The following is a 21,459-nucleotide window of genomic DNA, read 5'->3' on the forward strand; positions in this document are numbered from 1 at the left end:
GAGTGGCTAGTTGCTAAAATTTTCGGCCGATTCCAATTCTTCTGGTCCCAAATTTGATTTGATTAACTGTTGCAGCTGTTTTTTCCAATCTCGACCAAGCTGCACCGTAATGTCAGAATTAAGTTCTCCTGTACTTTCTACCACCACTTCTCCGACACCGAGAATTGAACGCACTTGTTCGGCTGCTTCATCATCTCCTGATTGAGCAATCACTCTAGTTTTAGCCAAGGGATCTTGCCAATTTTTGCTAGCGTTTACTCTGGTGTAACCTGCTTCTCTAAGCTTATCTAAAGCTGACTGTAACACTTCTTGATTCTCGGTGCTGTCCTGCACTGAGATTCTCATGCGAGGATTACTGATGTCGGGTATACCTTCTAAGCTAGCATATTGGTTATTAGCAATCGCCCCGTCATCTCGATCTCTAGGTAAATTAAAATGCTTAGTCATTAACTGATTAATATTCTGATAGTTAGGCAGCCAATAGCTAACAGATTCATCGGCGCTATTAAAGTCTCCAGGTAACATCATCATTTTGATTTGAGATCGCTCAATTTGCGAAGCGAAATTTGATAAAGCCATTAATTCTCGAACAGTTAAATTAGTATCTAAATGAGATTGAATTATCGCAAGTAATTTAGGAATTTTAACGACCGTGGCGGGTTTAAGCGTTTGCTCTACTGCCGAACGCATCAACATTTGCTGGCGTTGCACTCGCGAGATATCGCCATACTCATCATAGCGATAACGTAAAAATTGCATTGATTTGTCGCCATCTAAATGCTGAATGCCTTTTTTCAGGTCGATATAGAGATGTTGGCTAAAGTCGTTGTACTTCATATCTTTAGGTACATTAACCGTAACCCCACCCAAAGCGTCAATTAACTTTTCCACTCCCTGAACGTTAACCCGCACATAGCGATCGATATTTATACCACCCAGCAATTCACTCGCTACCGCGGCAGTTAAAGCAGGACCACCATATTTATTAGCATGATTAATTTTTCTGACGCCATATCTTTCAATATAAACACGGGTATCCCTGGGAATAGATAACACGGACACTTTCTCTTGTTTGGGATCGAACCTCAACAGCAACATACTGTCACTTAGACCCTCAAACGAGTTGACTAAGTATTGATAGCCAACATCTTTTTTTTGGTATTTAATTCCTTCATTGTCTAAGTCAGAACTAATAACCTTGATCCCTAAGACTAAAATATTTACAGGACGTTTTAATTCTGGCAGGTTTAGGTTTTTAGCAGTCACTGTTTCTGTTTGACTAAAAACTTGTTGTTCTTCGTTACTCAGGTTTGCTTGCTGTAAGGGGGATGCAGTCGATAGAGCTACGGCTAAAAATGCACCAACTGCTGCCGAAACGACAGATACACTAGCCAAACCAAACCCAACTAAAATAGCTCTTCTCTTGTTCAATTTCTTCTTTTGGTTTTTAAGGGGGTAGTTAATCGAATTAGATTGAGCAGTAGTTTTCTTTCCCGAAGGAGTTGATTGATAGGCTTTTCTAAATGGCACTGTATACCCTCACGCTAAATAAAAATTAAGATATGTATAAACACAAATGTAATTTGATTGATATTAACAGCTATTTGCCAGAAAAAATACCCAGGCTAAAAACTACAATCAAGACCAACTGAACGAAAATTTTAACTAATAATTCATTTTGCTTGGTTACTGCATACTCAGAAAATATTGACTAATTTTAGCTTCTTTATTAGAGTAACGACAGGTTCGCTGCGCCAGCAATTTTAACGGTCTATTATCTTGCCAGATAATTGTTAAGACTTAGTTCATCTCGTTGCGAGAAAATAAACTTTGTTTGCCCAAACGAGACATGAGAAAAGTACAGGTCAAAAAATAGACTGTAGTAATCATGGCATTAGCGTAAAGCAGACGGAAAGATACGATTTCCGACGAGGCATTACCTGCACCCCAAGAAAATAGACCGTAGCAACTTAGCCAAATCAGAATAAGATTAATCGATAGTCGGCTAATTTTTTGTTGCTGGCGCAGCGAAGTTGTCGCGTTTGTCATATCTTCTTCTGAACTGAGTGAAGGATCGCTTTTAGCTCGATATAGAGTCCAGATAGCGGGAATTACCCCCACAATTGGTAGGAGATAAATCCAAAGCTGAAGATGTTGCTCGGTTTTTCTTTGAATATAAAATTGCTTGCTCATGATATTTTTACTAAATCGCCGATTCAGGTGTAATGCTCGAACCAATTAAAAGTAAGATTAGCGCGATTGTCTTAGCTGGAGGAGAAAGTTCTCGCATGGGAAGAGACAAAGCTCTGTTAGATTTGGGTGGCAACACGCTGCTAAATCATGTTTGTTCGATCGCCAGTGAATGCGCTAGTCAAACTTATGTGGTGACACCTTGGATTGAAAAATATCTGAGTGTCGTTCCTTCTAGTTGCCAATTAGTTAGAGAAAAGCTAATTTTAAACTCCAAATCTAATATTCCTCTAATTGGTTTTATTCAAGGAATGCAGCTAGTTAAGACAGAATGGGTCTTATTATTAGCTTGCGATTTACCTTATTTGTCTTCGTCTCAAGTAAAACAGTGGTCGCTAGCTTTGGCAACAGTATTACCCACAGAAATTGCCCTTTTGCCCCGCAGTGTTAAAGGATGGGAGCCTTTATGTGGTTTTTATCGTCGCAGATCCCTCGCTTCACTGAAAGCCTATCAGGGAAATGGAGGTCAATCTTTTCAATCTTGGTTAGCCGTACATCCCGTGAAAGAATTATCATTAAGCGATCGCCACTGTCTTTTTAACTGCAATACTCCCGAAGACTGGGAATCAGTATAAGGATCAAGGCTAAAAGCCAGCAATTGGTCACGAAAAAGTTATTGTCTAAAATAGACAACACTTTAAAATTATTACTAAAGTACTAAAGTAAGAAGTTTTAAAAATGCCCAAACCTACTCAGGCTCACTTAGAGCGAACCATCAATAAAAACGATTCCCTAGAAGTCAGGCAAAAAACCCTCAGCCAGATGCAATACTATATGGGAGCAAAATTAGTCGAGGTCAGGATAGATCCTCAAAAAGTAATTTATCGTTGGTCAATTAAAAATCAGGCAGACCAGCAAATCTGTACCCTCAGCGCTTTTTGGGGCGAATCTCAACGCAAGCTGCTTTCTGGGGAAGAACCCCTAACTGGAGAAGAATTAACTAACTGTGCTAGAGCCAACGCTTCGGCTGGCGTAGAAATGGCTGCCAAGCTATGTGGCTTTGGTTCAGATACGGCGGGTTTCCAAACCAAGTTACAAAAAACTGCTCGAGAATTAGAACTGCCCTTAAATTCATTTAAGCAGTTAATTCCCTAATTAACTTCAGACTGACATTGATTTTTCAACTATGTCAGGTATAGCATCTTTAGAGCTATGGTTACTGAAAGAATCTTCAAATTTTACGGGGGTCAAATTTACGGCACAAGCCTTTAATTCTGGCTGCAAAGAAATAGGACAGGCTTCTGGATGAGTCAGCAGATTTGCCTCACCGTTGTCTGTCCACAATGCCCCCCAATGCATTGGAACAAAGACCGTACCAGGAACGATCGCTTTGGTAATTTTAGCTGCAAAACGCCCTCCGCCTCGGCGCGATCGCACTTCAACCATGGTTTGCTCTTCAATACCTAGTTTGGCAGCGTCTCTGGGGTGAATTTCGATAAATGACTGAGGTTGCTTCTTCATGATTTTTTCAATCCGCCCCGTGCGAGTCATAGTATGCCAGTGTTCATAGAGGCGACCTATAGTTAAAACAAAGGGATATTTAATATCAATGGGTTCAGCTAATCCTTTGGAGTGCAAAGCAGTGAATCTGGCTCGTCCATCAGGAGTATTAAATCGACGATCGGTATAAAGTCTTTTAGCTACAAAAGTTTCTTCTTTACCTTTGAACAAATTGGAAAACAAACCTTTGGCTGGCTCACTATTGTCAGCGACATTGTTGGCAGTATCACAGGTCAAAGCAATGTTTGGCAATTTATGGTTATCGATTTCTTCTAAAGGACAGGGCCACTGGATAGCTCCCTGTTGACGTAATCTCCCGTGACTCAAGCCACTCATATCACAGGGACGACCTTTAGTTAAGCTGACAAACTCTTGATAAACTTGAGCGGAATTAGCAAAATTAAACTCTTTGGTAAAACCTAAACGACGACCAACCTCGGCAAAGATCTCCCAATCTGGTCGAGCTTCTCCTGGTGCTTGGCGAAACTTGGAACAAAGGGTAACAACCCTTTCGGAGTTAGTCATAGTGCCAGTTTTTTCGCCCCACTGGGCTGCGGGTAAAACCACATGGGCAAAGCTAGCCGTTTCCATCGGATAGTAAGCATCCTGTACGATAGTGAAAGGCGATCGCAACAAGGCTTTTTTGGTTCTAACCAAGTCAGGCATACTTACCGCAGGATTGGTCGCAGCGACCCAAAATAGCCCAACGTCTCCTGTTTCCAAACCAGTAATCATACTCCAGACATCTTTACCAGGAACAGGGTTGATCCTACCTGGAGGTAGCTGCCAGGCTTGCTCTAATTCTGCACGATGACTAGGATTTTTAACTGCTCGATAACCAGGAATCAGATGAGAGAGTCCTCCTGTTTCTCTACCCCCCATAGCATTAGGCTGTCCTGTAAGGGAAAATGGTCCCGCCCCTGGTTTCCCAATGTTGCCCGTCATTAAGTGTAGGTTAATAATACTGCTGACTTTTGCCGTTCCCTCAGAAGATTGATTTACGCCCATCGACCAGAGTGACAAAACTTTTTCTGATTCTGCCCAGTAGCGGGCTGCTTGTTCTAAATGATCGATACGGATACCGCAGCGACGAGCGACTAGTTCGGGAGGATAGTCTTTAATTACCTGAGTAAAATTGCTAAAGCCTTGAGTGCATTCATCAATAAATAAAGTATCTAGTTCGCCCCAACGAAGCAACAGATGAGCAATGCCGTTGAGCAGATCTATATCTGTGCCTGGCTGAATTGCTAAATGTAAGTCTGCATCCTTTGCTGTTTTAGTTTCACGCGGATCGACCACAATCATTTTGACCTTGCGGTTTTTCTTGTGCTGCATCCGTAAACGATTATAGACAATAGGATGACATTCAGCGGTGTTCGTGCCAATCAGAAAGGCACAGTCGGTTAACTCCAGATCTTCGTAGCACGAAGGAGGACCATCCGAACCCAGGCTTTGGATATATCCTGACACTGCAGAAGACATACACAGACGGGAATTGGCATCAAAATTATTTGTACCCAAGCAGCCTTTAAGCAGTTTTTGAGCAATATAGTAATCTTCGCTTTGAAACTGTCCCGAACCATACATACAAATTGCATCTGAACCCCGAGTATCTCTAACTTTTTTAATTCGAGCTACTATTCGATCTAATGCCTCATCCCAACTAACTCGCTTAAATTCTTGATCTAAGCTATTCCGCATCAGCGGATATTTGAGGCGGTCTTTATCCAAGGATTCAGCGACTGTACCACCTTTAACACATATTTTACCTTTACTGGACGGATGAGAGCGATCGCCTCTAACTTGCCAAAGCGGATTCCCTTGATTGTCTCTTTGAATCGATTTTCCTGGTTGTGCTGGAGGTAAAACTTCTAGTCCACAGCCAACACCACAGTAGGGACACAGAGTTTTTATTGGTTCGCTCACTTTCCTTCTCTCTCAGTTAAATATTTACAGATGTTAAAAGCTTATTTATCTAGGTTTCTTAAGACTTTTGCCAGGTTATATCTTAAAATTCGCCATGATTGCTGCTAATAATCATACTTAATTGAAATTTTTTTTTAGTTTTCTCTAGCAACCAAAAAGTGCCGAGAATACTTGCTTATGTTCTCAGCACTAAATTAGTATTAGTCGCTCATTACTGATTAGATTTTTTCAGGCTCTAAAGTAGGCTCAAGTAACGATTTTTCTTCATCATGATGAGCCTCGGCAAATGAACCCTTGGGTTCTTTGAGAACTACAAAACATAATCCTGCAACGATTAACGCTGTTACACCCATAATTTGGAAAAAGCGCGCATCTGCTGCTGCTTCAATGGCTGGAGAAGGATCGGCTCCACCACCTAACCAACCAGGAAGCAAACTAAAAATTGTCAAATAAGCTACTGCTCCAACGTTACCGTATGCTCCCACATTACCAGCCACCTGACCAGTTACACGTTTTTTAATTAAAGGCACGATCGAAAACGTAGAACCTTCCCCTGCTTGCACAAAGAAAGAGCAAGCCATAGTCAAAACAACCGCAGCAGGTAAAAACCAGCCGCTGCCGACTTGGCTCAAAAGTAGATAGCCAATACCCATACAGGCTGTTAAGACACCCATGGTCATTTTACGACTACCTAATTTATCAGAAATCAAACCACCGCCAGGACGAGCAGCTAAGTTCATGAAAGCGTAGCTAGAGGCAATCATCCCCGCGGCAGCTTTAGATAAATCAAATGTCCCTTCAAAAAAGGCAGGAAGCATGGAAACTACAGCTAGTTCTGAACCAAAGTTAACAACGTAGGTCAGCTCTAAAATTGCTACCTGGGAAAAATCGTAGCGATCTTCTGCGGGATAGCGTTTCTTGCCTGTCATCAGGTCTTTGTTTACTGCCCAGCAATTATAAGCTTGGAATAAATATAATCCTAGTAAAGCAAACCAGATAATATACATTGTGCCTGTGCCATACAGACCCAACTTCATTAATCGCCAAGCAACCAGCATCAAGATTCCAGTTAAAGGAACATTCATCAACATTAAGAACCAGAAATCTTTTTTGGTGGTAACTTCTAGACCTCTAGCACTTTTAGGACGACGATACACTTTGCCAGGAGGAGTATCTTTGGCGTTTAAGAGATAGAAAATTCCATAGAGAGCAGCGATAATACCTGTGGAAGCGATCGCAGCACGCCAGTTAATGCCCGAACCAGGCGCACCGAATGACAACCAGCCAGCGAAAATAGCTAATGTAAATGCGGAGAAAGCAGAACCAAAGTTACCCCAGCCACCATAAATACCTTCAGCTAGACCGATTTCTCTAGGCGGAAACCATTCTGCAACCATGCGAATTCCAATTACAAAACCCGCACCAACAATACCAATCAATAAGCGAGAAATCACTAGCTGACTAAAGTTTTGTGCCGAGGCAAACATGATACAGGGAATTGAAGCATACATTAGTAGCAAAGAATAAGTTAGTCGGGGACCAAACTTATCGAGCAACATCCCAATAATAATCCGAGCAGGAACAGTTAGAGCTACGTTACAAATAGCCAGAGTTTTGATTTGTTCTCCTGTTAAACCCAGGTCGGCTTGGATAGTAGTTGCCAGAGGGGGCAGATTGAACCAAACTACAAATGTTAAAAAGAATGCAAACCAAGTAATATGTAGAATTTTGTATCTACCCTGGAATTGCCACATTTCTCCGAGCATTATTTACCTTCCTTTAATGTTTAAAATCACCATATTTAATGCCTAAAACTTAGATATCAAATACTAAAGCACTGCAAAATTATTAAATGTCTATTTATTTGCTTTTTAATTTACTTATTGCATAGGTAAGATTTGCCGCTCAAACTATTTATCTTGATCGAGCATCTTCAAGAACTATAGAAGTTGTCTCTAATTCTTAAGATGTGTTTATCTTGGGGTAATAATTACATTTACCAATAGGTTTTATAGTATATTTAGATACAAAACTTCTTCGATAAGTAGTTTGATATGTGTTTTTTACATAACTACGATACTTTTATTGCATATATTGAATTAAGCTTTTTTGGCATAACTCGAAAATAGCAGAAAGAAATGATTTGAAGCGTCTAAGTTAATTTGAAAAATCGGTAATTTTTTTAGCTAGCTCTTTTTGTAGCATCAAACCTGATCAACTTTAATCGAGCTAATTAATTTATTTTTAAGGTCAATCAAAATGGTGCAATCAAGAATGAACAAGCTGTATGCTAACTAGCTTAATTTTCAATTAAGGCGATCGCCTTTGCATATTTAGTCACTTTCCAACGTATTCAAAAGTGTATTCAAAAGTTAATTAATCAGTTTACGGTCTAGAAATATTATGTCTAAACAATTATTATCTTTAAGTATTGTGGCAAGCATCTTGATTCCTAACATTGTTTTAGCCGAACAGGTAGTTGTGCAGCAGGGAAGCACCAATGCTACAGCCATAGGCAACCATAACTTTGCTGCTAGCAGTGTTGAGCAGTCCGCAACTCAAAACCAGTCTGCTAACCCCAATGCCTATATTAACGAGCAAGGACAGACTGTTGTTCAACAGGGACAAAGTAGTGCTGCTGCTGTTGGTCAAGACAATGTAGTAATCAGTGAGATTGAGCAAAATAGCGTACAAAATCAATCTGGCAACTATGGCGATCCTAACAATCAGCAAGCAATACAAAATGCCACCGATAATGCAGCAGCAATCGGCCAGCAGAACACTATTATCAACACTACTGGACAATATAACCTACAAAATCAGTGGAGCTATTAGTATTAGATCGAGAAAGGCAACAGGGACAAGTTCAGGGGAGATAATTTAACTGTTGTATGAGTCTATGAATAAGCCACTAGCTTACCCTTCGATTCTCAACCCAGGTTTTAACCTAAAAAAAGCCTCAACTCAAGTTGAAATGTTGGCATAGGCAGTACTTTCTGGGTTAGATGCTTCTTGGCGATCGCCTATATTCTCGATATATACGTTCATCTTGTTTAATTGCACAGCACCGAATACCGTAGCAAAAGCTACGTCTGCTGCATCTCTACCTGTAGCAATACGCACTAATCCGTCGGTAGGTGCCAGACGAGTAGCATCAAAAAGATACCATTGATTTCCTAAATAGGCTTCAAAACAGGCAGGAAAATCGGGTGGCTTTAGCTGCCAGGCATAAGCTGATACAAATCTAGCCGGGATAGTTAAGGCACGACAAAAAGCAATTCCTAAGTGGGCAAAATCTCGACAAACACCTGCTCTCTCAGTCGCCGTATCGTAAGCTGAAGTATGGGAATCGCTGCTGCCAGAGATATAGTCTATCTTATATTGTAAATCCAATCGCAGATCGCTTCCACCCGATTATAACCAGGCTGACAATTGCCAAATTCATCTTGTGCTAGCTTCATCAGGCGATCGCTTTGACAATAGCGCCATGGATATAAATAAGGAACAACATCTAAAGGTAGTTCTGCCGGAGATTTTTCTTCTATGGTATTAATCTGATCGGCATGATACTTTGATTCCACTATTGCCTGATAAGCAATTGCCAACTTTCCTTCTGGTGCAATCAAGCGAAAGTAGCTGTTTTTCCTGTCTTGGTCAATAAATTCTTCTCTTTCACACTCAGGTGGTAATCTCAAGACTGTGATCTAAAATTCGCTGATATTCATTTTCGATAGCACAGATATTGAAGATAAAAGTACTATCGCTGGAAAGATCGTAGTCTAATTGGCAGCCAAGCTTAAACTTCATTATGGTTAACTCAGAAAAAATTACATAAATTGGTAGAGGTTAGGCATACATAACCCCTACATGAGAATAGCTATCACATTACGAATACCTGTGCTTCGTATTCAGGTAAATCGATCACAATCTGACCATCACCCGCTTCAATGTCGTAGTTGCCAGTCCATTCATGCCAAGTTCCATCAGCAGGAAAATTAGGAACTGCATAACCGCCCAGATATTGATCGGAGAAGTTAGCTACAACCACTACGCGAGAACCTTCACCATTCCAACGAGTATAGGCAATTACCTTCGCTTCTGGATCTTCATAGAAGAAATCAATATTTTCTGTATACAAAGCATGATTTCCTTTACGTAGGTTGATTAAACCCTTATAGTGAGCAAACAGATACTGGTTGTTGTCTGCTGCCAATAGTGTCCAATCAATTTTACAGGCTTCTTGATTCAAAGGCTGATATTCGCCAAATTCTTCACCCATCCAGACCATGGGAATCCCCACTGCGGTCATCAATAAAATCGCGCCTAACTTGACTCGCTTAAAGGCAGCTTCTCCGAAAAGATCACGCTTAGCTAACTCTACCATTACTCGTTCGTGGTCGTGATTAGTAATGTAGTTAACTACGTTAGTCGTACCCATAAAGCCTTGACGTTTACAGTCAATTACATTTTTGAGTTCTTCAGGTTCATAGCGATCGCCACATATATGTTCGACTACGGTATGGTAAAAACTATCGTGCCAGCAGCTATCCATTGGCCCTTCTAGGTTGGTGATCGCTGGATTTTCAGGAATATGTTCGGCAATATTGATAAATGGTTTGACTCCGCCATCTTTTTTGGCGCGATCGACAATCCAGTGCATAAAGTCGTAGTTATCAATTTGTCTGGCTGCGTCGTAGCGAATACCGTCGATATGATATTCTTTAACCCAAAAATCCACGGTATCACCCACGAATTTCCAAGCAGGTTTAACCTCTAGGTTCTCATCATATTTTTCGTAGTTAAATTCTGGACCCCAGCTGTTATCTGGATCGGTTGGGTCATGATGAAACCAATAATCATGGTCAATTTGGGTTAAGGGACAATCAGTGTTGGCGTGATTATAAATCCCATCCATAATTACCCGAATGCCTTTACCATGACATTCATCAATTAAATGCTTTAGTTCATAGGTTGTACCATAATTGGACTCAGCGGCATAAAAATGTTGTGGACTGTATCCCCAGCTATAAGTCCCAGGGTTTTCCTTGACGGGCATCACTTCAATGGCGTTGATACCTAAATCTAATAGATAGTCAAGCTTATCAATGACGTGCTGATATTTTCCTCGCGCTTTAGAATCGTCTTCTCCACCTGAAAAGTCACCAACGTGTAGTTCGTAAATAACTAACTCATGGTCTGGGGGTAGTGGTTTCTCGTCGTGCATCCAAACATAAGTATCGACAATTGGTTCTCCGTCTTTGATGGTTATCGTGCCATTTTGACTTTTTGGGGCAATATTAACAGCACAGGGATCGACTATTTCTACCCATTCGTCTGGTTCTAAAAACCAACTCAAAGAACGAACGCGAAATTTATACTCATGTTCCCCGTCTTCTAGTTCAATCTTAGTTCTAAAATAACCGTCGTCACCTTTCTCCATTGGTACAGGTTGCCAATCGGTAAAAGAACCAGTAACAGCAGCCTCCTTGTTATAAGGAGCGAATAACTTAAATTCTGTTAGACTTGCCATTTTCAAAATTGCTAAAAATACTAAAAATATCCAGGTTAATGTTGCAAGTATATTTAGTGTGACAAGTGAAAACATCTATCGTCGGGATGAGCCAAGCTTTTGTGTCAAGAGAACTAAACATTTATTAATAACTCGACAGTTTGTATTTAGATTGATTATTTTGGGTTGTCATTTGATTAAAATAATTTTTTTGAGCAAGCTTGATGAAGCAAAAACGGGAACAAATTAGCTAACCTTTTTTAGATTTAACAGCAAAGATGAGTAGCAGCGCATCAACTTTAATCAGCGAGCGCCTAAATACTCAATATTTTCATTTGACTATTAATATTTGCTGTTAAATCAATCTTATGATAGATGTAAAAAACGACTTAAGATAGATATATTGAGAGAAAGTTTATTGTAAAAGGATTAATTTAAATGAGTGTTGAAGATAGAATTAATGCTACTGCTAAAAATATCCAAGGCAAAGTACAAGAAGTAGTCGGAGAAGTAACAGGAAATCCTCAAGATCGGGTAGAAGGTAAGGAAAAGCAGACTGAAGCTCAGGTTCAGCACAGTGTTGAAAACGCTAAGGATGATATCAAAAAAATGATCGACTAATTTGCTGATACTAATACTTAAGAAAATATTTAATACGGGGTCTAGCATTGCTAGACCCCGTATTATTTCCCATAATTTATTTCTCTAGATACACGCCTAATTTCAGCTAAAAATATAAGCTTTTAATTTATAATCCAGCTTTAAAAATATATTTTTCAATATGAATGAATCTGAAGAATTTACCATCGGCGTAGAAGAGGAATATCAAATAATCGATCCGCAAACCAGAGAACTTTGTGGTAAAGCCGAGCAGATAATTAGTTATGTTAGAGAGAATTTAGCTCTAGAAAACAAAGACATTATCCAGCCAGAAATGCACCGTTCCCAGGTAGAAATTGCCACAGTGGTATGTCAATCTCTATCAGATGTGCGTCAAGAATTGACTCGCTGTCGTCAAGCAGTAATTGAGGCTGCTGAAGTCTCAGGTAAAGCGATCGCCGCCGCGGGGACTCATCCTTTTTCTGACTGGCGCGAGCAAGAAATAACTCCAAAACCTCGCTATCAAAACTTAGAAGCAGAATTTAAACAGTTAATTCGCGAGCTAGTTATTTTTGGTAATCATGTTCATATTGGTATGAGTGATCGCGCGATCGCACTACAGGTAATTAATCGTGTTCGTGTTTGGCTACCCGTATTACTCGCACTTTCGGCTAATTCTCCCTTTTGGTTGGGTCAAGTAACAGATTATGCCAGCTATCGTACAGAAATGTGGACACGGTTACCAATGACAGGTGCACCACAAATTTTTGCAGACGAGCAAGAATATCAGACTTTGATTGATGATTTGATCTCTGCTGGTGCAATCAAAGATCCTACTAATATTTATTGGGATATTCGCTTATCAGACAAGTTCCCTACCATTGAATTTCGCGTCACCGATATCTGTCTGACTGTAGAAGAGGCAGTGACCATTACAGGTTTAGTTCGTGCCTTAGTCTGGACTGGTTATCAAGAGGTAATTAATAATGTTCCTTTAAATCAAGTACGTCCTGAATTGTTACAGGCTGCTCAATGGTGTGCAGCGCGTTATGGCTTAACAGATAATTTAATTGATGTTATCGGCAAAATTCCCCTTCCTGCTCAAGACTTAGTTGAGAAATTTCTCAACTATTTGCGTCCAGGTTTAGAAAAGTTTGGTGATTGGGAGCTTATTTCTACTTCGGTACAAAAAATTCTCGACCAGGGTAATGGTGCGCAACGTCAGCTAGCCATATATCAAAAAAATCAAAACTTGGTTGAGGTAGTTGATTATCTTGTCGAACAAACGAAACTATTTAATATTTAACGTTTAACATCAAAGATTAAACTTTAAGATTTCGTTTTGATCTTAATTGTTGGTCACGAGGTAAATGCTGATAAATTTTAGTTTCTAAATCATCAATCAAATAAGGCTTGCATAAATAATCATTACAGCCTAATGACAAAGCGCGCTCTTGGTCTTGTTTTTTTGCCAAGCCAGAAATTGCAATAATTGGCATATCTTGAGTTAACACATTTTGTCTTAGCTGGCTGGCTAACTCGAAACCGCTAATCTCTGGTAGTACTAAATCTAAGAGAACCAGATCGATTTCATATTTAGTTGCCAAATTAAAAGCAGTTTTGCCGTCCCTGGCTGTAATAAAGTCAAATTTGAAAAATATAAGTGCATGAGAAATAAATAGCAAGTTGTCAATGTCATCTTCCACAGCCAAAATCATCGGAACTTTAGAATCTGCTGCTTGGATTTTCTGACGACGAGGTTCTACATTCATTATTAATTTGCACGACACATATAGCAAAGATGTGATTATTTAGCGGATAAGATGCACTTAAGCTCAACAGCCGATTTTACTTTGCAATCAGCAATTTCCAATTATCAATAACTCTACTGAAGAGGCATTAACCTTGACTAACATAAGTATTAGCTGCTTTTATGTTTACTATCTTGCCTGAAAATTTATAGAATTATAAGTCAATGGTTTCTTTGTTTCAAAGTATATCCTGCACCAATCAAAAATTAGGTAATTTTACACAAAATTTTTCTCTTTATTCAGTATAAATGGTTTGAAAAAATACTGTGCCAATCTTAGCTATCTGCTAAAAGCCTGGTATTACTATAGCTTCAACACTAATAGTAATTAGTCCAAAATGCCAAAAATTTTCCTGAATAACCAAAATTCAGACTATGCTAAAAAATATCTGACAACTTTACAAATCTTGATATTTTATCGAGGCAAGACTGCCCTCAAAACCGACCATTATCATGACTAACACGATTACTCAACAAGCAAATACTCAACCATACAAGATCGAAGAATGGAAAAGAGGTTACGATTCTCAACCCAATGAATACGAATATGAAATTACCGAAATTGAAGGAGAAATACCGGTCCAATTGTCTGGGACACTGTTTCGTAATGGGCCTGGTTTATTAGACATTGGCGGCTCGGCAATTCATCATCCTTTTGATGGAGATGGCATGATTAGTGCGTTTTCGCTCAAAGATGGTAAGGCATATTATCGCAATCGCTTTGTGCAAACCGAGTCTTACGTTAAAGAAAACGAAGCAAAAAAAATTCTCTATCGGGGAGTGTTTGGGACTCAGAAGCCTGGCGGTTTATTCAACAATATTTTTGACCTCAAGCTAAAAAATATTGCAAATACGGGGGTCATTTATTGGGGAGGCAAACTACTGGCTCTTTGGGAAGCAGCTGAACCTCACCGCTTAGATCCGCGAACTTTGGAAACGATAGGTATTGAATACCTTGACGGTGTTTTAGAACCAGGTGATGCTTTTGCAGCTCATCCTTGGGTAGATCCTAGTTGCGTAATGGATGATGGCGCACCATGTTTAGTCAACTTTCGCATAGATCCAGGATTATCAAGTAAAATAACCCTGTTTGAATTTGCTCCTGATGGTAAATTACTGCGTCGCCATTCCCACAGTATTCCTGGGTTTTCTTTTATTCACGATTTTATCATTACGCCTCATTACGCCATCTTTTTCCAGAATCCTGTTAGCTTTAATCCCCTACCCTTTTTGCTGGGAATGCGTGGTGCTGGGGAATGTGTTGAGTTTCAGCCAGATAAACCAACCACTGTAGTCTTAATTCCTCGCGATCCTAATAATCGAGAGGTCAAAACCTTTAGCGTAGAATCGGGCTTTGTGTTTCATCATGCCAATGCTTTTGAGCAAGATAACCAAGTTTGTATCGATTCAATTGCCTATCAGACTTTGCCTCAAGTACAACCCCAGTCTAACTATAAAGAAGTTGATTTCGACAGTCTCGATCCAGGACAGCTATGGCGATTTACCCTCAATCTGGATAATAGTACTGTTGAGCGCCAGATGATCGAAAGTCGTTGCTGCGAATTTCCGACCCATAATCCTGGTAAAGTTGGTCGACAATATCGCTACTTATACATAGGTGCTATACCCAGTGATACAGGACATAATGCGCCATTACAGGCAATTTTGAAATTAGACCTAGATACAGGAGAACGTCAGATACATTCTTTTGCCCCCAGTGGTTATGTTAGCGAACCCATTTTCGTACCCAAGCCCAACGCTGAAGCAGAAGATGCAGGCTGGGTCTTAACTTTGGTTTATGACGGCAGCAAACACCGTTCTACGCTAGCAATTTTAGATGGCGAAAATTTAGCAGGAAAAGCGATCGCCTTACTACATCTCAAACATCATATTCCCTATGGTTTACACGGTAGCTGGTGTGACGAAGTGTTTATTTAAAATTAACGGTAGGAATAAGGCAGTGCCTTGCCCATACACGATCTGCTACTCCCGCAAAACATAGCCGACACCCCGTAATGTTTGGATCAGGCGGGGTTCTTGCTGTTGCTCTAGCTTGAGGCGTAGATAGCGAACATAGACTTCAATAATATTAGAGTCGCCCATAAAGTCATAACCCCAGACTCGCTCTAAAATTTGGTCGCGAGTTAATACCTGGCGGGGATGAGATAATAGATACTCTAAAAGATCGAATTCTTTGGCGGTTAATTCAATCGAACGCTGTCCCCGAAATACTTCGCGAGTAGAACGATTGAGGGTCAGATCGCTAAATTGCAGCAGGTCTATTTCTGACTCGTGATCACGACGTAAATTGGCTCTTACTCTCGCCAGGAGTTCTTCAATACTAAAGGGTTTGATCACATAATCATCGGCACCAGCGTCTAAGCCTACAACGCGATCGCTTACTTCATCTTTAGCAGTGAGCAAAATAATTGGTACTTTATCCCCTGTCTGCCGCAGACGACGACAAATTTCTGGTCCCGATATTCCAGGTAACATCCAATCAAGCAGAATCAAATCTGGTTGAATCTCTCGGGCAGAAGATAATCCAGTAAAGCCATCTAGTGCATGAGTAACCTTATATTGTTCAAACTCTAGTTCAATCTTGATGAACTGAGCTAGCTTAACCTCATCTTCTACCACTAAAATATGTGATGTCATAACCTATCAGCAATTAGTAATTAGTTACTTATTCTTCGGTAATCTCAGTGCATTATTAGAATTGATTGGCCCCAAAATCTTGTTAAGCGTGCGCAATTGCTCTGCTGTCCCCATACAAATAAAGGCATCTCGCTCTAAGATTTCCGTTTCTCCCGTTGGTCCTGCGATCAGATTGCCATCAAAACGACGAATTGCTAAGACTAAAGCTCCTGATTGCGATCGCAATTGTGCTTCTCTTAAAGTTTTGCCGACATAGGGACAGTCCTGAGAATCGATTAAAAATTCTTCGAGATAGTAAGAACGGTTGCCCCCTGTAATGATACCATCAACAAAATCCATTACCTGAGGTCTTAAGGCTGCCGCTGCTAGTCTTTTTCCGCCAGTGATATAGGGTGAAACCACTGCATCAGCCCCGGCACGCTGAAGCTTTTGTACGGCTTCTTCGTTGCTAGCGCGAGCGATCGCTCTGATTCGAGGGTTAAGAGTTTTGGCTGACAAAACTGTATAAAGATTTTGCGCATCTGAGGGTAAAGCCGTTACTAAGCAAATTGCTCGATCGATCTTGGCACGCAGCAAAGATTCATCCAGGGTAGCATCTCCCAGAATTACGGTATATCCAATCTGCTTAATTTCTTCTACCTCTTCAAGATTGTCATCAATGATAATAAAGGGAATGCCCTCAGCAAAAAATTCGCGGGCGACATGACGACCTGTACGCCCAAAACCACATACTATGTAATGTTGATCTAAAGATTCAATCAAACTCTTCTCCTGTCTTAGTTTGATTCCTTCCTGAAAATACCCTTGAATTAGGGCTTCTGTAAAACGATTAACTATATAACCAATGGTCAGCAAACCCATTAAGATTAAGGCAACGGTAAATAATCGTCCCCTCTCTCCCAGCGGTCTCACCTCAGAAAACCCGACCGTAGACAAGGTAATCACGGTCATGTACGCTGATTCAGAAAAAGACCATTTCTCGACCTGCCAATACCAAAGAGTACCGACTAGTACAATAATGACTAATACTACACCACCCGTGACTAATTCCTTGCGTAAACGACCATACTTTTCTTTAAAAGTGTAATTATTCATTCAAATATACATTTATATATTCAAAATTCGGTGCTGACTTTGACAACAGTTTTACCTAAAATTAATTACATTTAAGATTAAGTCTGGTTTAAAACCAAATAATCCCAGCAATATCGAATGACAACTGTCATTTTAAATGTATTTGCCGAAGATATAAATTTTACTTAGGAGAAACCTGTGATTCAATCCACAATTTCAAAAAATCTTTTATCTGTCAGTACTGAATTCGATCGCGATCGCTTTGATAATAGTGTCATGCAAACCTATGGCCGTTTCCCGATTGCCATTGAAAAAGGCGAGGGCTGTAGTCTTTGGGATACTGAGGGTAAAAAGTATCTGGATTTTGTGGCGGGAATTGCCACCTGTACTTTAGGTCATGCTCATCCTGCTTTGATTGCTGCGGTAACCGAACAAATTAAAAAGTTACACCACGTCTCTAATTTATACTACATTCCGCAACAGGGACAGCTTGCTCAATGGCTAGTCGATAACTCCTGTATGGACAAAGTGTTTTTCTGTAACTCTGGGGCAGAAGCTAACGAAGCAGCAATTAAACTAGTTAGAAAATACGCTCACACTTATTTAGATAAGGTAGAAAATCCGATTATTTTGACTGCTAAATCTAGCTTTCATGGACGTACTCTGGCGACAGTTACCGCTACAGGACAAGAAAAATATCAAAAGGGTTTTGGTCCTTTATTTCCTGGTTTTGCCTATGTTCCCTACAATGATATTACTGCGGTAGAAAACGCAATTACTGACCTTGACGAAGGTACTTTAAGCCGAGTAGTCGGGATCATGATCGAACCTCTTCAAGGAGAAGGTGGGGTGCGTCCAGGAGATTTAGACTATTTCTTGAAACTGCGTAAAATCTGCGACGAAAATAAGATCTTGTTGGTGTTTGACGAGGTGCAGGTGGGGATCGGCAGAAGCGGTAAACTCTGGGGTTATGAAAATTTGGGGGTAGAGCCAGATATTCTCACCAGTGCCAAAGGTTTAGCCGGTGGCATTCCCATCGGTGCAATGCTTTGTAAAGACTCCTGTGCTGCATTTGAACCAGGAAATCATGCCAGTACTTTTGGCGGTAATCCTTTTGCCTGTGCTGCTGCTTTGGCGGTATTACATACTCTAGAAAACGAAAGCATCTTACAAAATGTTCAAGAGCGAGGAGAACAGCTTCGGGTTAGACTCAGAGCGATCGCACTTAAATATCCTACCTTGTTTACTGAAGTTCGTGGTTGGGGTCTAATCAATGGCTTAGAATTAAGCTCTAATATCGATCTAACCTCGATTGAAGTCGTGAAAGCGTCCATGGATGAGGGTTTATTACTCGCTCCCGCAGGAGCAAAAGTACTCCGCTTTATTCCTCCTTTGATCGTCTCTTCAGAGGAAGTAGACCGAGCCGTAACTATTTTGACAAGCGTAATTGAAAAACTTGCTTAATATCAATTATCAATAAAGGGGAGTTTTAGCTATTTCAGTCCAAAAGTGCTTTTTGGCTGAATCAGATTGAGTCTCAGCTAAATATTAAGCGATCGATAATCTGAGGTGACAATCATCAAACTGTTACACCATCCATAACGTTTATTTGACAAATAAGTAAAAATTCTAGAAGTGTGAGGAGTGAACTATTAAGAAGCTTGTTTTTGGGATCGAAACTCGGACAGAACCCCAAAAGCAAGCTTCTATCTTTTTAAATCTCTACTTGAATTAATCTGACTCCAAAATAGCGATCGCCCAAAGAGCAATTTTCAGCCTCAAGCTTTTCAATCCTGAGTCTGCAATAACCGTTGGTAAAGATTTTTTAATCAATAGCTTAATTTGGTCGCTGTTTTTTTGACAATCGGCTAGAACTGTTGGTTGCAAAATAACTATTTGAGAAGCAAACTTTGAATAAGTACATTGATAGCGTAATTGTACTAACCAGTATTTGCTCTATGGGTTTAGCTACCATATCTATTGCTCAAGGGAAAATTTATGAACCGTCTAAAAATGTGGTTAAAGATCTTCAATTAGAACGCCTAGATAATTCTCTAGAGATCAAGCTCAAAAAACTAGAAGGATTTAGAGAACAAACTTCAACACAACCGCAGGTCAAACCTATATCTGACATAGCAGTTAACTTGGTCAAAGAATTTGAAGGATTTGCCGATAGCGCTTATGTCGATACTGATGGAACACCTGTAATTGGTTACGGTTTATCGACAATAGCAGGAAAACCCGTACAGCTCGGCGATCGCATTTCTCCGCTCCAGGCTGAAAACGCTTTGAAGCATCAATTACAAGAAATTCATCAAGAATTAGACAAAATAGTACAGGTTAATTTAAGCGATCGCCAGTTCAGCGCGTTAGCTTCTATCTCATTTAATGTAGGAATTAACTCGATTAAAGACAGCACTTTAGTTAAAAAAATTAATGCTGAAGATTATGCTGGTGCAGCTAATGAGTTTCTGCGTTGGGATAAAGCCAATCTACAAGGCACACTGGTACAGATGCCAGGACTAACTAGAAGAAGGCAAGCGGAAAGACAATTATTTTTAGATTCAAATAGATTTTAGTAGTTAATTGTCTCGGCAACCGCACTTTTTTACTTGTAACTAGAAAAACGCGATCGCTTGACATCTCCATCGTGAGAGATCCAATCCAGATATTTAGGATTGTCGATCAGATCTTGAGCCAACAAGAAGCTAGATATTGTCCAATTTTGATATTTTCTGGCTTCTTTCCCGACCAAGCGACCATTTTTGCCATCATAATATTCTGCCCACTCGTCTTTATGGAGGCGTTTGGCGGCAATGTCAATTGCCCTCTGGGCTAAATCAAAACGATCCATTTTAACTGCCGCTGCTACTAGAAATCCCAGTAATACTGGCCAATTTCCGCCATTATGATAAGACCAGGGACGGTTTTTAGGATCGCAGCCAGTAAGTAGTTGCCAATCGCGACCTTTGAGGGCAGGAAAGCAGATTTTCATTGGCATCCAGCCAATTAAATCTTCCCATCTTTGTTCGATGGTGTGCATGATAATCTGCCCCTGTTGACGCATAACTAAAGATGAAAGAATCGCCATCAAGTTACCCAAGGCAAAAAAGCGACAGTCAAGATGAGACGGACCTAAATTACCTGCCAGATAACCCCCATCTTCGGGAAACCATTCACTTAATGCTGCATAGGGAATGGAATCTGCATAAATATTAAATTGATTTAAGGCATCTTCTCCATATTCTTCAGAGTGATAGCGATAAATCACGTTTAACTTTTCTGGATCTAGCCAATAGTTATGACGGATATGACTGGTTAAAGGAGCAATACGGCTGTCAATTGCCTGGAGAATTGTGACATTTTCTTCATTGTATAGCAGTAATTCCTTGGCGCATCTTAGGGTAGTATGAAACAAAGCTTGAATCTCCAGCGGATGTCCATTAATCCCCATACGACGGTCAATCATACAAGCTCCATCAGGAACAAGTAGCGTTGGGTACATATCAAACCGTGCCGAAAGACAAAGCTCAATAATTAATCTGATGCCCTTTTGCATTTCGGGACTGTGGGCAAAAGAATTTTCGGCTGTAGCCTTGACATAAGCTCGCAAGAGAAACATCCACCACAGACAAGAATCAACAGGAGTGACTCTGCCTATAGCATGATCGCCAAAGTCAGCTTTAAGAAATTCTTCCCCTCCCTGATGCAGTACTTTAAAACTAGCGGGCATTAATCCTCGTCCTGGCTCTAAAAAATCAAGCTGTTTTTCCTTAATTTGTAGTTGGAGTGTTTCAGTTAAAAAATTACGGACAATTTCGCTTCTACCTCTGACCAAAAAAATTACGGCTGCGGGAACAAAATCGCGCACAAAGCATTGGTCATAGTTTAAGGAAGGTGAACTATAGTCACAAGCAGCTAAAGTACCTATAGGATTTCCACGATAGTAGATGATGGATGATTCAAGGGCTTGCCATGCTTCGGCAGCGATAACATAACTTTGTTTGACACTCAATTGTTTAGAACCCCTATTTTTTTGATAATCTATTGGTTTTCAGCTAGCTTTATAACTAGTAGGATGTATTGCTTCTCTTTATGTTTATCCGTTATTATCGCTTATTGATCGAGTTTT

20 protein-coding genes are annotated in these 21,459 nt (G+C 40.2%); 8 read left to right on the plus strand and 12 right to left on the minus strand.

Features of this window, described 5'->3' with window-relative positions:
* Nucleotides 1–6: 6 nt before the first annotated feature.
* A complete protein-coding gene (locus V6C71_21390) occupies nucleotides 7–1,530 on the minus strand; it encodes an LCP family protein (protein HEY9771014.1) in 1,524 nt (507 codons plus the stop codon).
* A 270-nt stretch (nucleotides 1,531–1,800) separates the two neighbouring features.
* Nucleotides 1,801–2,193, minus strand: a complete 393-nt coding sequence (locus V6C71_21395; protein HEY9771015.1) for a hypothetical protein — start codon at nucleotides 2,191–2,193, stop codon at nucleotides 1,801–1,803.
* A 32-nt stretch (nucleotides 2,194–2,225) separates the two neighbouring features.
* Between V6C71_21395 and V6C71_21400 the strand changes: the two genes are divergently transcribed.
* Nucleotides 2,226–2,825 (plus strand): molybdenum cofactor guanylyltransferase, encoded by a 600-nt coding sequence (locus V6C71_21400; GenBank protein HEY9771016.1) that lies wholly within the window; start codon nucleotides 2,226–2,228, stop codon nucleotides 2,823–2,825.
* A gap of 103 nt (nucleotides 2,826–2,928) precedes the next feature.
* The gene (locus tag V6C71_21405; protein HEY9771017.1) at nucleotides 2,929–3,345 is read left to right on the plus strand and encodes a hypothetical protein; all 417 of its coding nucleotides are present in this window, start codon (nucleotides 2,929–2,931) and stop codon (nucleotides 3,343–3,345) included.
* Between the two features lie 6 nt (nucleotides 3,346–3,351).
* Here V6C71_21405 and V6C71_21410 read toward each other — a convergent pair whose 3' ends face one another.
* Nucleotides 3,352–5,676 (minus strand): nitrate reductase, encoded by a 2,325-nt coding sequence (locus tag V6C71_21410; GenBank protein ID HEY9771018.1) that lies wholly within the window; start codon nucleotides 5,674–5,676, stop codon nucleotides 3,352–3,354.
* 218 nt (nucleotides 5,677–5,894) lie between these two features.
* Nucleotides 5,895–7,442 carry an MFS transporter gene (locus tag V6C71_21415; GenBank protein ID HEY9771019.1) on the minus strand — a complete coding sequence of 516 codons (1,548 nt, stop codon included), beginning with the start codon at nucleotides 7,440–7,442 and terminating at the stop codon, nucleotides 5,895–5,897.
* 637 nt (nucleotides 7,443–8,079) lie between these two features.
* Here V6C71_21415 and V6C71_21420 point away from each other — a divergent pair.
* Complete coding sequence (locus V6C71_21420) at nucleotides 8,080–8,511, plus strand: hypothetical protein (GenBank protein HEY9771020.1); 432 nt, start codon at nucleotides 8,080–8,082, stop codon at nucleotides 8,509–8,511.
* 129 nt (nucleotides 8,512–8,640) lie between these two features.
* On the opposite strand, the gene V6C71_21425 is transcribed toward V6C71_21420, so the two are convergent.
* The 3 genes from V6C71_21425 to V6C71_21435 all read right to left on the minus strand — a co-directional run bounded on the left by V6C71_21425 (nucleotide 8,641) and on the right by V6C71_21435 (nucleotide 11,206).
* Complete coding sequence (locus tag V6C71_21425) at nucleotides 8,641–9,069, minus strand: transglutaminase family protein (protein HEY9771021.1); 429 nt, start codon at nucleotides 9,067–9,069, stop codon at nucleotides 8,641–8,643.
* Nucleotides 9,048–9,371, minus strand: coding sequence for a hypothetical protein (locus tag V6C71_21430; protein HEY9771022.1), 324 nt, complete (start codon nucleotides 9,369–9,371; stop codon nucleotides 9,048–9,050). The genes V6C71_21425 and V6C71_21430 overlap by 22 nt, the downstream gene beginning before the upstream one ends.
* 185 nt (nucleotides 9,372–9,556) lie before the next feature.
* A complete protein-coding gene (locus V6C71_21435) occupies nucleotides 9,557–11,206 on the minus strand; it encodes an alpha-amylase family glycosyl hydrolase (protein ID HEY9771023.1) in 1,650 nt (549 codons plus the stop codon).
* 417 nt (nucleotides 11,207–11,623) lie between these two features.
* On the opposite strand from V6C71_21435, the gene V6C71_21440 reads away from it, so the two are divergent.
* A complete protein-coding gene (locus V6C71_21440; GenBank protein ID HEY9771024.1) occupies nucleotides 11,624–11,806 on the plus strand; it encodes a CsbD family protein in 183 nt (60 codons plus the stop codon).
* Nucleotides 11,807–11,966: 160 nt separating this feature from the next.
* Nucleotides 11,967–13,091, plus strand: coding sequence for a carboxylate-amine ligase (locus tag V6C71_21445; protein ID HEY9771025.1), 1,125 nt, complete (start codon nucleotides 11,967–11,969; stop codon nucleotides 13,089–13,091).
* 16 nt (nucleotides 13,092–13,107) lie between these two features.
* On the opposite strand, the gene V6C71_21450 is transcribed toward V6C71_21445, so the two are convergent.
* Complete coding sequence (locus V6C71_21450) at nucleotides 13,108–13,557, minus strand: response regulator (protein ID HEY9771026.1); 450 nt, start codon at nucleotides 13,555–13,557, stop codon at nucleotides 13,108–13,110.
* A gap of 491 nt (nucleotides 13,558–14,048) precedes the next feature.
* On the opposite strand from V6C71_21450, the gene V6C71_21455 reads away from it, so the two are divergent.
* On the plus strand, nucleotides 14,049–15,533 hold the full coding sequence (locus tag V6C71_21455; protein ID HEY9771027.1) for a carotenoid oxygenase family protein: 1,485 nt from the start codon (nucleotides 14,049–14,051) through the stop codon (nucleotides 15,531–15,533).
* 45 nt (nucleotides 15,534–15,578) lie between these two features.
* On the opposite strand, the gene V6C71_21460 is transcribed toward V6C71_21455, so the two are convergent.
* Nucleotides 15,579–16,253 (minus strand): response regulator transcription factor, encoded by a 675-nt coding sequence (locus tag V6C71_21460; GenBank protein HEY9771028.1) that lies wholly within the window; start codon nucleotides 16,251–16,253, stop codon nucleotides 15,579–15,581.
* A gap of 24 nt (nucleotides 16,254–16,277) precedes the next feature.
* Nucleotides 16,278–17,348, minus strand: coding sequence for a potassium channel protein (locus V6C71_21465; GenBank protein HEY9771029.1), 1,071 nt, complete (start codon nucleotides 17,346–17,348; stop codon nucleotides 16,278–16,280).
* Between the two features lie 177 nt (nucleotides 17,349–17,525).
* Here V6C71_21465 and V6C71_21470 point away from each other — a divergent pair, with 177 nt between their 5' ends.
* A complete protein-coding gene (locus V6C71_21470) occupies nucleotides 17,526–18,791 on the plus strand; it encodes an aspartate aminotransferase family protein (protein ID HEY9771030.1) in 1,266 nt (421 codons plus the stop codon).
* A gap of 267 nt (nucleotides 18,792–19,058) precedes the next feature.
* Here the strand turns inward: V6C71_21470 and V6C71_21475 are convergent, their stop codons facing one another.
* Nucleotides 19,059–19,214: a hypothetical protein gene (locus V6C71_21475; protein HEY9771031.1), complete on the minus strand. Its 156-nt coding sequence runs from the start codon at nucleotides 19,212–19,214 to the stop codon at nucleotides 19,059–19,061.
* Between the two features lie 23 nt (nucleotides 19,215–19,237).
* Between V6C71_21475 and V6C71_21480 the strand changes: the two genes are divergently transcribed.
* On the plus strand, nucleotides 19,238–19,906 hold the full coding sequence (locus tag V6C71_21480) for a lysozyme (protein HEY9771032.1): 669 nt from the start codon (nucleotides 19,238–19,240) through the stop codon (nucleotides 19,904–19,906).
* 29 nt (nucleotides 19,907–19,935) lie between these two features.
* On the opposite strand, the gene V6C71_21485 is transcribed toward V6C71_21480, so the two are convergent.
* Entirely contained in the window at nucleotides 19,936–21,342 is a 1,407-nt protein-coding gene (locus tag V6C71_21485) for a glycoside hydrolase 100 family protein (protein HEY9771033.1), read from the minus strand.
* Nucleotides 21,343–21,459 lie beyond the last annotated feature (117 nt).

The sequence above is a fragment of the Coleofasciculaceae cyanobacterium genome (assembly GCA_036703275.1).
Lineage (GTDB): Bacteria > Cyanobacteriota > Cyanobacteriia > Cyanobacteriales > Xenococcaceae > Waterburya.